The 12432-nt window shown below is 69.1% G+C and carries 14 protein-coding genes; 10 read left to right on the top strand and 4 right to left on the bottom strand.

All coding sequences use genetic code 11. The features are described 5' to 3' along the window. From O5O54_RS19965 to O5O54_RS19990, 6 genes are all read left to right on the top strand, one after another. The coding region (locus O5O54_RS19965) for an extracellular solute-binding protein (RefSeq protein WP_279483614.1) at positions 1 to 645 on the top strand (645 nt) is incomplete at its 5' end. A 72-nt stretch (positions 646 to 717) separates the two neighbouring features. Next, positions 718 to 1488, top strand: coding sequence for an L-iditol 2-dehydrogenase (locus O5O54_RS19970; RefSeq protein ID WP_279483615.1), 771 nt, complete (start codon positions 718 to 720; stop codon positions 1486 to 1488). Between the two features lie 83 nt (positions 1489 to 1571). Further along, the gene (locus tag O5O54_RS19975; protein ID WP_279483646.1) at positions 1572 to 2585 is read left to right on the top strand and encodes a LacI family DNA-binding transcriptional regulator; all 1014 of its coding nucleotides are present in this window, start codon (positions 1572 to 1574) and stop codon (positions 2583 to 2585) included. A gap of 25 nt (positions 2586 to 2610) precedes the next feature. Next, the gene (locus O5O54_RS19980) at positions 2611 to 3576 is read left to right on the top strand and encodes a sugar kinase (protein ID WP_279483616.1); all 966 of its coding nucleotides are present in this window, start codon (positions 2611 to 2613) and stop codon (positions 3574 to 3576) included. Then, on the top strand, positions 3573 to 4859 hold the full coding sequence (locus O5O54_RS19985; RefSeq protein WP_279483617.1) for a D-tagatose-bisphosphate aldolase, class II, non-catalytic subunit: 1287 nt from the start codon (positions 3573 to 3575) through the stop codon (positions 4857 to 4859). The genes O5O54_RS19980 and O5O54_RS19985 overlap by 4 nt, the downstream gene beginning before the upstream one ends. Positions 4860 to 5134: 275 nt before the next feature. Continuing rightward, positions 5135 to 5458, top strand: a complete 324-nt coding sequence (locus tag O5O54_RS19990) for a DUF6894 family protein (protein WP_279483618.1) — start codon at positions 5135 to 5137, stop codon at positions 5456 to 5458. Here the strand turns inward: O5O54_RS19990 and O5O54_RS19995 are convergent. Next, positions 5419 to 6522 (bottom strand): saccharopine dehydrogenase family protein, encoded by a 1104-nt coding sequence (locus O5O54_RS19995; RefSeq protein ID WP_279483619.1) that lies wholly within the window; start codon positions 6520 to 6522, stop codon positions 5419 to 5421. The genes O5O54_RS19990 and O5O54_RS19995 overlap by 40 nt on opposite strands. Before the next feature lie 132 nt (positions 6523 to 6654). Here O5O54_RS19995 and O5O54_RS20000 point away from each other — a divergent pair, with 132 nt between their 5' ends. The 3 genes from O5O54_RS20000 to O5O54_RS20010 all read left to right on the top strand — a co-directional run bounded on the left by O5O54_RS20000 (position 6655) and on the right by O5O54_RS20010 (position 8853). After that, on the top strand, positions 6655 to 7089 hold the full coding sequence (locus O5O54_RS20000; RefSeq protein ID WP_407061738.1) for an Lrp/AsnC family transcriptional regulator: 435 nt from the start codon (positions 6655 to 6657) through the stop codon (positions 7087 to 7089). Between the two features lie 114 nt (positions 7090 to 7203). Beyond that, complete coding sequence (locus O5O54_RS20005; protein ID WP_279483648.1) at positions 7204 to 7914, top strand: DUF2161 domain-containing phosphodiesterase; 711 nt, start codon at positions 7204 to 7206, stop codon at positions 7912 to 7914. Positions 7915 to 7974: 60 nt separating this feature from the next. Further along, positions 7975 to 8853, top strand: coding sequence for an aldose 1-epimerase family protein (locus O5O54_RS20010; RefSeq protein WP_279483620.1), 879 nt, complete (start codon positions 7975 to 7977; stop codon positions 8851 to 8853). 23 nt (positions 8854 to 8876) lie between these two features. Here O5O54_RS20010 and O5O54_RS20015 read toward each other — a convergent pair whose 3' ends face one another. Continuing rightward, on the bottom strand, positions 8877 to 9275 hold the full coding sequence (locus O5O54_RS20015; RefSeq protein ID WP_279483621.1) for a cupin domain-containing protein: 399 nt from the start codon (positions 9273 to 9275) through the stop codon (positions 8877 to 8879). 58 nt (positions 9276 to 9333) lie between these two features. On the opposite strand from O5O54_RS20015, the gene O5O54_RS20020 reads away from it, so the two are divergent. Then, positions 9334 to 10164, top strand: coding sequence for a sugar phosphate isomerase/epimerase (locus tag O5O54_RS20020; RefSeq protein ID WP_279483622.1), 831 nt, complete (start codon positions 9334 to 9336; stop codon positions 10162 to 10164). Between the two features lie 189 nt (positions 10165 to 10353). On the opposite strand, the gene O5O54_RS20025 is transcribed toward O5O54_RS20020, so the two are convergent. Both O5O54_RS20025 and O5O54_RS20030 read right to left on the bottom strand, forming a co-directional pair. After that, positions 10354 to 11301: a D-ribose ABC transporter substrate-binding protein gene (locus O5O54_RS20025; RefSeq protein WP_279483623.1), complete on the bottom strand. Its 948-nt coding sequence runs from the start codon at positions 11299 to 11301 to the stop codon at positions 10354 to 10356. A gap of 59 nt (positions 11302 to 11360) precedes the next feature. Further along, the gene (locus O5O54_RS20030) at positions 11361 to 12428 is read right to left on the bottom strand and encodes an ABC transporter permease (RefSeq protein ID WP_279483624.1); all 1068 of its coding nucleotides are present in this window, start codon (positions 12426 to 12428) and stop codon (positions 11361 to 11363) included. Between the last annotated feature and the right edge of the window lie 4 nt (positions 12429 to 12432).

Below are 12432 nucleotides of genomic sequence, written 5' to 3' on the forward strand. Positions count from 1 at the left end.
TCGTCCTATGTCGAGGTCATGCAGAAATACGGCCCCCCGGGCTCGGCCTCCAACGGCTTCAACGAGAATCTCTCGCTGTTCAGCCAGGGCAAGTGCGGCCTCTGGATCGACGCGACGAGCCTCGGCTCCTTCGTGACCAACCCGAGCCAGAGCCAGGTCGCCGACAAGGTCGGCTTCACGGCGGCGCCCTGCGGCATCGACAACTGCCCGAATGGCGGGGCCAACTGGCTCTGGGCCTGGTCGCTCGCGATTCCCGCGTCTTCCCAGAAGAAGGAAGCCGCCGAGACCTTCATCGCCTGGGCGACGGATGCCGACTATCAGAAGCTCGTCGCGGAGAAGGAAGGCTGGGGCAACGTGCCTCCGGGCACGCGCACCGCGCTCTACGAGAACGAGAACTATCTGAAGGCCGCGCCCTTCGCCGCCGAGACGCTGCGCTCCATGAACGCCGCCGACCCCTCGGCCGGGCCGGACAAGCCCTATGTCGGCCTGCAGTTCGCCGCGATCCCCGAGTTCCAGGGTCTCGGCACGGCCGTCGGTCAGCTGATCGCAGGCGCCCTGTCCGGACAGCAGAGCGTCGACCAGGCGCTCGCCGCGGCGCAGGCTCAGGCGACGCGTGAGATGACCCGCGCCGGCTACATCAAGTAGCGAACCGACGGACGCCGGAGCCCGTCTCCGGCGTCCATCGCCGCACCCCTTTTTCCGTCAGGACCAATTGCCATGAAACTCGAGGGTAAGACCGCACTCATCACGGGCGGCGCCCGCGGCATCGGGCTGGGCTTCGCGCGAGCCTTCGTGCGCGAAGGTGCCCGCGTCGTGATCGCCGACGTCAACATCGAGCGGGCCACGCAGGCGGCCGGCGAGATCGGCGATCAGGCCAGTGCGGTGAAGCTCGACGTGACCGACCTCGCCTCGATCGAGGCGGTCGTCGCCGAGGTCGACCGGACGCATGGCGGGATCGACATTCTCGTCAACAACGCCGCCATCTTCGACATGGCGCCGATCACCGACATCACCGAGGAGAGCTACGAGCGCGTCTTCTCCGTCAACCTGAAGGGTCCGCTCTTCATGATGAAGGCGGTGTCCAACGCGATGATCGCGCGGGGGCGCGGCGGCAAGATCATCAACATGGCCAGCCAGGCCGGGCGCCGGGGCGAGGCGCTGGTGCTGATGTACTGCGCCTCAAAGGCCGCCATCATCTCCGCCACGCAGTCGGCCGCGCTTGCCCTCGTCAAGCACGGCATCCAGGTCAACGCGATCGCGCCGGGCGTCGTCGACGGCGAGCACTGGGATCAGGTCGACGCCGCCTTCGCCAAGTGGGAAGGGCTCGCTCCCGGCGCCAAGAAGGCGGCCGTCGCCAAGGAGGTGCCGATCGGACGCTTTGCGACGCCCGAGGACATCGCGGGGCTCGCCGTCTTCCTCGCCTCGTCCGACAGCGACTACATTCTGGCGCAGACCTACAATGTCGACGGCGGAAACTGGATGAGTTGAGTTCGGCCGGCATTCGGAGCCGGTAGGGGAAGGGGTTCGTCGTGGCTCGCAAGCAGACCCTGCCGGAGGCGCCGCTTCGCACGATGGAGGAGTTCTCAGCCTTCGTCGGCCTGTCCCGGCCGACCGTGTCGAAGTTCTTCAACGATCCCTCGACCCTGAAGGAGACGACGCGCCGCCGCATCGAGGAGGCGCTCGCCGCCTCCGGCTTCAACCGCAACCTCCTAGCCGCCAATCTCGGCCGTAGCCGTTCCAGCATCGTCGGCGTGATCGTGCCCGACACGGCCGACCCCTTCTATGCCGCCCTGACGCGGCGGGTGCAGGGGATGGCGCAGGACGCCGGGTTCCAGGCCTTCGTCCTGTCGTCGGACGGCGACATGGCGAAGGAAGCGCAGGCGGTGCGGACGCTGTCGTCCATGAACGTCGCGGGCGCGGTGGTTGCCCCGCTGGAGGCCGAAGCCGACGGATCGTCGGACGCGCTCGGCCGGCTGGAGACCGATATCCCGCTCGTCTATGTCGATTCGGCCCCCGCAGGCCCCGCGGCCTTCGTCGGCACCGACAACCGGCGCTCCTTCGACCTGATCGTCGCGCATCTGCTGGCGTCCGGCACGCCCCCGGTCTTTCTCGGGATGCCGGCGGTGAACGCCAACGCGACCGCGCGCCGGAAGGCCTACGATGCCGCGATGCGCGCACAGGGCCTGGAGCCGCAGCACATGCCGCTGCCCGCGACGGGCGGCTGGGACTTCGAGCGCTTCGGGCACGAGGCGATGGAGATGGCGATCGCCGAAGACCGGGCCGCGGGGCGCACGGTGCTCTGCGCCAACGACCGCCTGGCCTTCGGCGCGCTGGCCGCCGCCTGGGGCGCAGGCCTGCGGGTCGGCGGGGAGGCGGGATGCGACCTGCGCATCGCCGGCCACGACGACCATCCGCTGTCCCGCTACACCTGCCCGCCGCTCACCACGGTGGCGCAGGATTTCGACGAGATCGGCCGCCGGGCGATCGAGATCCTGCTGCGGCGGATGAACGAGGGCGCGCCGGACGATCCGTCCGAAGACGTCGTGCTGCTCGGCGCGGCGGTGGTGCAACGCCGGTCGGCCTGAAACCGACGAGCAAGGGAGTGAAGGAATGGATCCCACGGGATCGAAGCTGCTGGTGACCGCCGGCGAGATCGTGGTCGAGATCATGGCAACCCAGATCGGCCAGACCTTCCTGGAGCCCGGACCGCTCGTCGGCCCGTTCCCCTCCGGCGCGCCGGCGATCTTCATCGACCAGGCCGCGCGGCTCGGCCAGGCCTGCGGCATGATCGCGGCAGTCGGCGACGACGACTTCGGCACGCTGAACGTCGAACGCCTCGAGGCCAGCGGTGTCGACGTCTCCGCCGTCGCGCGTCTGCCCGGCGTTCCGACCGGCACGGCCTTCGTGCGCTACGCCGCCGACGGCAGCCGCGCCTTCGTCTTCAACATCCCCTTGAGCGCGTCGGGCCATATCGCGACGACGCCCGAGGCGACGGCGCTGCTCGGCCGGGCCGACCACGTCCATGTCATGGGATCGTCGCTCTTCTCGCCGGCGGTGATCGCCGTGGTCGAGGACGCGGTCCGCACGGTGAAGGCACGGGGCGGAACGGTGTCGTTCGACCCCAACATCCGGCGGGAGATGCTGGATTCGCCCGGCATGCGCGAGGCCCTGTCCTCGGTCCTCGCTTCCTGCGACCTCTTCCTGCCAAGCGGCTCCGAGCTGTTCCTGTTCACGCGGGCGCAGGACGAGGAGGGCGCCGTCGCCGAGCTTCTTCAACGCGGCGTTTCCACCGTGGTGCTGAAGAAGGGCGCCGAAGGGGCGGTCCATTACGACCGCGCCGGGCGGACCGCGATGCCTGCCTTCGCCGTGGAGGAGATTGATCCGACCGGGGCGGGGGACTGCTTCGGCGCGGGCTTCGTCTCCGCCTGGCTGCGCGGCGCGCCGCCGGCCGAATGCCTGCAGATCGCCAACGCCTGCGGCGCTCTCGCGGTCGGCGCCAAGGGTCCGATGGCGGGCACGGGGACGCTGGCCGAGGTGCAGGCGATGATCGCTTCGGCCGGAGGAACGGGCGCATGACCACGGCCACCGAACGCTTCGCCCGGATCGCGGAGCGCTACGCCGCCGGCGAACCCGCCGGCATTTGCTCCGTCTGCTCGGCGCACCGGCTGGTGATCGAGGCGGCCCTGCGCCACGGCCTGGCGCGGGGCTCGGACGTCCTGATCGAGGCGACCTGCAATCAGGTCAACCAGGACGGCGGCTATACCGGCATGACGCCTGCCGATTTTCGCCGGTTCGTCGAGGACATCGCCGCCGATGTCGACTTCCCGCTCGACCGGCTGGTGCTGGGCGGCGACCATCTCGGCCCCAACCCCTGGAAGGCGTTGCCGGCGAGCCAGGCGATGGCGAAGGCCGAGACCATGATCGCGGCCTTCGCCGAGGCCGGGTTCACCAAGCTCCATCTCGACACGTCCATGGGCTGCGCCGGCGAGCCGGTGGCGCTGGCCGACGAGGTCGTGGCCGAGCGGGCGGCGCGCCTCGCCGGGGCGGCGGAACGGGTTGCGCGCGCGCGGGGCGGGAGCCTTCCTGTCTATGTCGTCGGCACCGAGGTTCCGGTGCCGGGCGGCGCGCTGGAAGCGCTGGACCATCTCGCCGTCACGACACCGGAGTCGGCCCGGCGCACCATCGCGGTGCACCGCGAGGCCTTTGCCGCCGCCGGTCTGTCGGACGCCTTCGGACGAGCCGTCGGTGCCGTGGTGCAGCCGGGCGTCGAGTTCGGCAATGCCGAGGTCGTGGCCTACCAGCCGGCGGAGGCGCGCGCCCTTTCGGCGACGCTGCGCGAGCTGCCCGGCTTCGTCTTCGAGGCCCATTCCACCGACTACCAGCCCATGGCCGCGCTGGCCGCGCTCGTGCGCGACGGGTTCGTGATCCTCAAGGTCGGTCCCTGGCTGACCTTCGCGCTGCGCGAGGCGCTTTATGGCCTTTCGGCCATCGCCGACGTCCTCGTTCCGGCGGACGGCGAGGAGCCGCTGCCCGCGACGATGGAGCGGGTGATGCTGGCCGCGCCGGACAACTGGCAGAAGTACTATCCCGGCGACGAGATCGAGCAGCGGCTCCAGCGCCACTATTCGTTCAGCGACCGCGTCCGCTACTACTGGCCGGAGCCCAAGGCCAAGGCGGCGGTCGATCGTCTCCTGGCAAGGCTCGGCGATCGGGAGATCCCCCTGCCGCTGATCAGCCAGCATCTCGGCCAGCTCTATGCCGGCGTGGAAGCGGGCGCGACGCCGGCGCGGGCGCGACCGCTGCTCCTGGCGAGCGTGACGCGGGTCCTCGACATCTATGCGGAGGCTATCCGGAGCTGACAGCCGGAAGCCCTCGCCGCGCCTTCGCCGCAGCGGGCGAATGGTCATCCGCGCCGGGAGAGGTCGGCGAGGGGATCGCGAGCGTTCATCTCGACGTCGCGCAGGCGATCGCGGAGCTCGTCCCCGATCGATGGAGGCCTGAAGACGCTCGGAAAGCGGCGGCGCCCATGTCTAGCCGGCGCATCATCCGTAATCCTCCGGTAATGAGTTGGGGGCGCCGATGCCATTTTGGCGCCTTGGCGCCGTTGCCATCTCCCTCCAAACGGGGACGCACCATGCCACGCTTCTTTTTCCACCTCTTCGACGGCAGCGAGGTCGTGAGCGATCCCGAGGGCATGGAACTCGCGGGCCTTTGCGAAGCCAAGACGGAGGCGAGGGCCGACTGCCGCGGCTTCGCCGTGGAGGAACTGCGATCCGGGCGGCCCTTTCCGATCTGGTCGGCCGTGGAGATCTGCGACGGCGACGGACGGGTCGTCCACAGGGAATGGTGTCGCAGTCTCATCCCGATGACGCCGATCGACCATCTCCGCGACCCGGTGGCGGCCGAAGACGCCCAGCGTCAGGCGGCCCGAGGCAGTCGGCCGGGGGCGGGGTCGTAGACCCGCCCGAAACGGTTGGCGAGAAAGGCGCCGAGGTCGATCTCCTCCTGCCGGACGAATCCGCGCGCCGGCAGGGCACCGGCGGCCAAGAGGTCCAGCACCGTGGCGATGCCGGCCGCCGTGGTGATCTGGATGGCGCTCATGCGCCGTCCGCCGAGCGTGTCGGCATAGACCTTGTTGGCGTAGGTTTCCTGCAGATAGCGGCCCTCGCGCCAGCCGCAGACGGTGACGAACACGATCACCACGTCCTGCATCGTCGCGGGTAGGGCGTTCTCAAACAGGTCCTTCAGGACCTCGCGACGGTTCTTCAGATTGAAGTCGTTGAGCAGTGCCTTGATGATCGCCTGGTGGCCGGGATAGCGGATCGTCCGGTAGTTGAGGGTCCGCACGCGGCCCTCCAGCGACTTGGCGAGCGTGCCGAGACCGCCCGACGTGTTGAAAGCCTCGTAGGTGACGCCGTCGAGCGAGAACTCCTCGCGCTCCTCCATGGCCGGGACGCTGATCAGCCGGCCCTCGACCACGGCCTCGCAGGGCTCGATGTACTCGTTGATGAGCCCGTCCGTGCTCCAGGTCAGGTTGTAGTTCAAGGCGTTCGACGGATATTGCGGCAAGGCGCCGACCCGCATGCGCACGCTGTCGAGCTTGTCGAAGCGTTTGGCCAGATCCTGCGCGACGATCGAGATGAAACCGGGCGCGAGGCCGCACTGGGGGATGAAGGCGGTGGTAGCGCCTTCGGCCAGGCCCTCGACCATGCGGGTGGTCGCGACGTCCTCGGTGAGATCGAGATAGTGGACGCCGGCCGCGCGCGCGCCCTGCGCGATCCGCCCCGTCAGGTGGAAGGGCGCGGCGGAGAGAACGGCGAACCGGCCCGCCAGCGCGTCCGGTAGGGCCTGCGGATCGCAGATGTCGAGAACGCGCGTCGAGACCGCCGGATGGGCCTCGATCTTGGCGAGCTGGTCGGCACTGCGATCGGCGACGACGACGCGGTAGTCGCCCGAGCCGGCCAGCATATGCGCGATCGCCCCGCCGATTTTGCCGGCCCCGATCACCACCACGTCCTTCATGCCGTCCTCCTCGCGAACCGAATGGAATGAGGCGAGTGTAAGGAGGAGGGACACCGTTCATAGCGTCGAGTTGCACGATTGGGCGCCCGCTTCTATGCAATCCGACAAGACGAATTGGGCTGGGTGTCGGGAATGGTGGAGCTGACGGCGAAGGACCGGGACCTCCTGGCGCTGCTCGGGCAGAACGCCCGGATGCCCGTGGCGACGCTGGCGAAACGGCTCGCCGTCTCCCGCACCACGGCGCAGGCCCGGCTGGAACGGTTGGAGCGGCTCGGCGTGATCGAGGGCTACGGGCTTCGTCTGTCCGAGGCCTACGCCTCCGGTCTGGTGCGGGCGCATGTGCTGATCACGATCGCGCCCAAGTCGCTGGCGCAGGTGGCCGCCGCGATCGAAAGGGTGCAGGCCGTCACCGAACTGCATTCGATCAGCGGCGCGTTCGACCTCATCGCGATGATCGCCGCCCCCTCCATCGCCGAGCTCGACCGCTGGATCGACGAGATCGGCGGGATCGACGGCGTGGAACGGACGCAGTCCTCCATCATCCTCTCGACGCGGATCTCGCGCTGAAGGACGGGAAAAGGAAGTGGACGCCATGCGGGCGCGCCACGCCACGTCGCGCCCGCATGGCGTCCTCGGCGATGGAAGTGCCGATCGCCGGATGATATCTGCCGAGGCGTGTCGATCGAACCTCCACCCGAACCGCAGGGCGCCCGCCGGGAGCCGGCTGTCCGACCGCCGGAAACGGCGCTCTACGCGCCCGTGAAGGCCTTCCTCGAAACCCTCGGCTTCGCCGTGAAGGGCGAGGTCGGCGGCTGCGATCTTCTGGGCGTGCGCGAGGGGGAGCCGCCGGTGCTCGTGGTCTGCGAACTCAAGCAGACCTTCAACCTGGAACTCGTGCTGCAGGCGGTGGATCGCGCAAGCGCGTGCGACGAAGTGTGGCTCGCGGCTCGGCTGTCGTCGCGCGGCAAGGGACGCGAGGCGGATGCGCGTTTCCGCAACCTGTGCCGGCGCCTCGGCTTCGGCCTTCTGGGCGTCGGTGTGGACGACGGCGTCCACGTCCTTCTCGGCCCCGCGGCGCCGATGCCCCGGCGCGACCCGAAGCGACGCTCGCGCCTCCTCGACGAGCACCGGCGCCGGCAGGGTGATCCCGTCGTCGGGGGCGGCTCGCGCATGCCGGTGATGACCGCCTATCGCCAGCAAGCGCTCGTCTGCGCCCGCGCCTTGGCCGAGGGGGCGCTTCGCCCGCGCGACCTGGCTGGAAAGGTCCCGAAGGCCGCCGCCATCCTGCGTCGCAACGTCTACGGCTGGTTCGAGCGCACCGGCCACGGGGTCTACTCGCTCACGCCCGCCGACCGCGAGGCGTTGGCCCGATGGCCCGCCGTGCAGCTCTGACCCCTTGCTACCGCGAGGTCGCAGTCCATAACCCCGACGCATGGAACGGAGAGCCCGCGCATGAACGACCGCATCACCATCGCCGCCGACGGCATTTCGGCCTCGATCACACCCCTCGGGGCGGAACTGTCGAGCCTCAGCGGGCCGGAGGGCGGCGAGCTTCTTTGGCAGGGCGGGCCGGAGTGGCCGCGCCGTGCGCCGATCCTGTTCCCGATCGTCGGCAGCCTCGCAGGCAATGCGCTGCGCCACGGTGGCATGACCTATCGAATGACCCAGCACGGCTTTGCTCGCGACCGGCCGTTCGCCGTGGTGGACGCGACGCCCACACGTGCGGCGCTCCGACTGGGCGACGACACGCAGTCGCGGTCGATCTTTCCTTTCGCCTTCGAACTCGACGTCATCTACGTCGCCGAGGGCTCCACGCTGACGGTCACGACGCGCGTGTCCAATCCCGGAGAGGGAGTGCTGCCCTGCGGCGTCGGTGCCCATCCCGGCTTCCGCTGGCCGCTGGTGGACGGGATCGCCAAGGCGGACCATGCGATCCAGTTCGACCGGACCGAAAGCGGAGAGGCGCTGTCGGTCGAGGGCGGGCTGATCGGCGCGGCCAGGTCCATCCCGCTCGACGGCCACGTCCTGCCGCTGTCGGAGGGCCTGTTCGCCGACGACGCGCTGGTCCTGCCCGACGTCGCGAGCCGCTCCGTGCGCTATGTCGCCAAGGCGCCCGACGGTTCGACTGTCCGCGCCCTGGCCTTCTCCTGGGAGGGGTACAGGGATCTTGGGATCTGGTCGAAGCCTACCGGCGCGCCGTTCCTGTGCATCGAACCCTGGTATTCGATGGCCAGCCCCGTCGGCTGGGACGGCGAGTTCGCCGACAAGCCGGGCATCCTGCATCTCCAACCCGGCGAAGCGCGCGAGTTCGTCTGGCGCGTCACGGTCTGATCGGCCCCGTCGGCCCAGCTCCTTCAGCCCGGCCGGTACTCGTCGTCGCGCACGGGTTCCATCCAGTCCACGACCCTGCCGTCCTTCTCCTCCTGGATGGCGATATGGGTCATGGCGACCGTCGGCGACGCGCCGTGCCAATGCCGTTCGCCGGGCTCGAACCAGACGACGTCGCCCGGCCGGATCTCCTCGATCGGCCCGCCTTCGCGCTGTGCGAGGCCGAGCCCGGCGGTGACCACGAGGGTCTGGCCGAGCGGATGCGTGTGCCAGGCCGTCCGGGCGCCGGGCTCGAAGGTGACGATCGCGGCCGCCGCGCGCCGCGCCGCGTTGGGCGAGAACAGCGGATCCACCCGCACGGACCCGGTGAACCAGTCCGCCGGACCCGCGCCGGACGGTCGCGATCCGTTCCTGATGATGTCCATGACCTTCTCCGTCGCTCGAATCTGCGCAAGAGGATAGGAAGGGCGTGCGGAGGAGCAAATGGGAGAGACGAGAGTGGTGGATCTCAAGGTCGGCTGTCAGACCTACACCTGGGAAATGCTGGGCGAGCGTTTCGCTGGCGGACCGGACGACCTCCTCGATGCCGTCGCGGCAGGCGGCTATGCCGGTATCGAGATCACCGACACGATGATCGGTGCCTACGGCTCGCAGCCCGAGGCCTTCGCGCGCGCACTGGAGGCGCGGGGGCTGGCGCTCGTCGCCTTCACCATGTCGTCGAAGAGCGGCTTCACCGAGGTCGACGAGGTCGAGGCGGACATCGAGGCCGCGCGCCGCTGGATCGATTTCACCGGCCGCTTTCCCGGCGCGATCCTGTCGATGGGCTCCGCCACGGTCATGTCGGACGGGCCGAGGGAGGCGAAGTTCCGCGTGGCGGCCGAGGTCTACGAGCGAGCGGCGGAGATCGGCCGGGCGGCCGGCGTCGACGTCGCGATCCACCCGAGCTCGCATCACGACACGCTGCTCTTCGACCGGAGCGACTACGACGCGCTCTTCGCGCTTCTCGACCCGGAGCGCGTCGGCTGGGTGCCCGACACCGGCCATATCCTGCGCGGCGGCATGGATATCGAGGATACGCTGCGCACCCACGCCTCCCGCATCCGCTACCTCCACCTGAAGGACGTGGATGCGAGCGGCACATGGACGATGCTCGGGCAGGGCGTGTGCGACATTCCGGGCGTGATCGGTGCGGTTCGTGAAGCGCCGCGCTTCAACGGCTGGCTGGTGCTCGAGGAAGAATCCGACGAGGCGGCCCGGAATCCCGCCGGAGCGGTGAAGACGAACCGCGAAACCATGCGTCGCCTCGGCATGTGAGACAGGCCGCTCCGATGCGTGCGCCAAGCGGCGCGCAATTCATCGTCGGAGCGCCTTCGAGGCAATGCGGCCAGACGGCGGCCCGCTCGGGGCCGGAAACGAAGACAGCAGCCCATCGGGCTGCTGTCACGGGCAGGCGCACATGCGAACGGGTCGCGGAGAACCAACGCCCCTTCGCGGAACTGCCGGTCAGGGCGCCAGGGTGAACGGCGCGGTCATCTTGTCGGCGTTGTCCTTGGTGATCAGGATGCAGTCGAAAAGCTGCTTCTCCTGATCGACGCCGGTCTTGCCGGTCTTGATGAAGCTGTCAGCCTGCTTCACCGCTTCCGCCGAGAACACGGCCACCGGCTGAAGCACCGTGTACTGGAGCTCGCCCGCCTTGACGGCGGCGACCGCATCCGGCGAGCCGTCGAAGCCGCCGACCTTGATGTCCGAGAGCTTGCCGGCCTCCTTGAGAGCGGCGACGGCACCCAGAGCCATCTCGTCGTTTCCGCTGATCACGCCGATGATGTCGGGGTTGGCCTGGAGCAGCGACTGCATCTTGTTGTAGCCCTGGGTGCGATCCCAGTTGGCGACTTCCTGGCCGACCTTCTCGAGGTCCGGGTACTGCGTCAGCACCGTCTCGAAGCCGTTGGAGCGGGTCTGGGCGTTGTTGTCGGACGGGGCGCCGAAGAGCTCGACATACTTGCCGGTGTCGCCGACCGCCTCGACCCAGGCCTGGGCGCCGAGGGCCGCGCCTTGCGCGTTGTTGGAGACGAGCTGCGCCTTGGCGAGGCCCTCCTGATTGATCTCGGCGTTGACGAGGATCACGGGGATCCCGGCGTCCACGGGCTTCTTCACCGCGCCGACCGAGCCGTCGGCATTGGCGGGATCGAGGATGATCGCCTTGACCTGGCTGGTGATGGCCGTGTCGATCAGGCGCGACTCGGCGTTGGTATCGCCCTTGTGGGCGGCGACCGTGGCGGTGTAGCCGAGCTTTTCGGCCTCGGCCTTGGCGACTTCGCCCTCCGTGAACCAGTAGGGGTTCGACGGGTCGTTGACGATGATCGAGATCGCGCCGTCGGCAAAAGCCGGAGCGGAGAAGATCGTCATCGCGGCGGCTGCGGCGGCTGCCAGAAGCGTCCGGTTCTTGAGCATGATTGGTCTCACTCCCTTTGGTGTGCCGGTTCCCGGCGAGGCTTGCCGTCGTTGAGGCGTCATGCCTTCGATGGCGAAGAGGTGGCGGTCTTGGCGGGCTTGGGGCCGCGCCGGCCGTACTGGATGGAGTTCAGGAGGACGGCGAGCACGATGACCGCGCCGGTGAAGACGGTCTGCCAGTAGGCCGACACGCCGATGATCACGAGCCCGTCCGCCAGGAAGCCGATCACGAACGCGCCGAGCATGGTGCCGCGAACGTTGCCGCGTCCGCCAGTCAGCGCCGCACCGCCGATCACGACGGCCGCGATCGCGGTCAGTTCGTAGGTCGTGCCGGCGGTCGGTCCGGCCGAGGTCAGCTGCGACGAGAGGACGAGGCCGGCGATGGCCGCGCAGATGCCCGACAGGACGTAGACCGAAATCGTGACGCGCTTCACCGGGACGCCTGAGAGCTCGGCGGCGCGCCCGTTGCCGCCGGTGGAATAGACCCAGCGACCGAAGGCCGTGCGGTTGAGGAGGACGCTGGCGACGATCGCGACTGCGGCCAGGATCAGGACGCCGATCGGCACGTTCAGGACGCGGTTGAAGCCGAGCCAGTCGAAGCCGGTGTTGCCGAGTTCGGTGCGGCCGCCGAGATTGTTGTAGGTGAGGCCGTTGGTCATCAGGAGCGCGATGCCCCGTGCGACGTAGAGCAGGCCGAGCGTCGCCACGAAGGCAGGCACCTTGAAGAAGGCGATCAGGACCCCGTTGGTGAGGCCGACAAGGGCGCCGACTGCGCAGGTCAGCACCACCACCACCCAGACCGGCGGATAGAGGATCACGCCCATCGGCTCCACCGTCACGCCCTGCATCAGCGCGCCGGCGATGACGCCGCACAGGCCTAGGGTCGAGCCGACCGACAGGTCGATGCCGCCGGTGAGAATGACCAGCAGCATGCCGATGGCGAGCAGGCCGAAGATGGCCACGTGCGAGGCCATGGTCAGGAAGTTCGCGGTCGAGAAATAGTAGGGCGAGAGCGAGGAGAAGATCGCGATGATCGCGATCAGCGCGAAGAACGCCCGGCCCTCCAGAAGCACGCGGCCGAGATCGAACCCGCCGCCGGACGCCTTCAGAGTTGTGGTGGTGCTCATGACG

The organism is Aureimonas sp. SK2, assembly GCF_029813115.1.
Taxonomy (GTDB): domain Bacteria; phylum Pseudomonadota; class Alphaproteobacteria; order Rhizobiales; family Rhizobiaceae; genus Aureimonas.

What these genes read in the sequence shown, in the direction of transcription:
- O5O54_RS19970 (WP_279483615.1), top strand. Translation starts at nt 718, where the DNA reads ATGAAACTCGAGGGTAAGACCGCACTCATCACGGGCGGCGCCCGCGGC.
- O5O54_RS19975 (WP_279483646.1), top strand. Translation starts at nt 1,572, where the DNA reads ATGGAGGAGTTCTCAGCCTTCGTCGGCCTGTCCCGGCCGACCGTGTCG.
- O5O54_RS19980 (WP_279483616.1), top strand. Translation starts at nt 2,611, where the DNA reads ATGGATCCCACGGGATCGAAGCTGCTGGTGACCGCCGGCGAGATCGTG.
- O5O54_RS19985 (WP_279483617.1), top strand. Translation starts at nt 3,573, where the DNA reads ATGACCACGGCCACCGAACGCTTCGCCCGGATCGCGGAGCGCTACGCC.
- O5O54_RS19990 (WP_279483618.1), top strand. Translation starts at nt 5,135, where the DNA reads ATGCCACGCTTCTTTTTCCACCTCTTCGACGGCAGCGAGGTCGTGAGC.
- O5O54_RS19995 (WP_279483619.1), bottom strand. Translation starts at nt 6,522, where the DNA reads ATGAAGGACGTGGTGGTGATCGGGGCCGGCAAAATCGGCGGGGCGATC.
- O5O54_RS20000 (WP_407061738.1), top strand. Translation starts at nt 6,655, where the DNA reads ATGGTGGAGCTGACGGCGAAGGACCGGGACCTCCTGGCGCTGCTCGGG.
- O5O54_RS20010 (WP_279483620.1), top strand. Translation starts at nt 7,975, where the DNA reads ATGAACGACCGCATCACCATCGCCGCCGACGGCATTTCGGCCTCGATC.
- O5O54_RS20015 (WP_279483621.1), bottom strand. Translation starts at nt 9,275, where the DNA reads ATGGACATCATCAGGAACGGATCGCGACCGTCCGGCGCGGGTCCGGCG.
- O5O54_RS20020 (WP_279483622.1), top strand. Translation starts at nt 9,334, where the DNA reads ATGGGAGAGACGAGAGTGGTGGATCTCAAGGTCGGCTGTCAGACCTAC.
- O5O54_RS20025 (WP_279483623.1), bottom strand. Translation starts at nt 11,301, where the DNA reads ATGCTCAAGAACCGGACGCTTCTGGCAGCCGCCGCAGCCGCCGCGATG.
- O5O54_RS20030 (WP_279483624.1), bottom strand. Translation starts at nt 12,428, where the DNA reads ATGAGCACCACCACAACTCTGAAGGCGTCCGGCGGCGGGTTCGATCTC.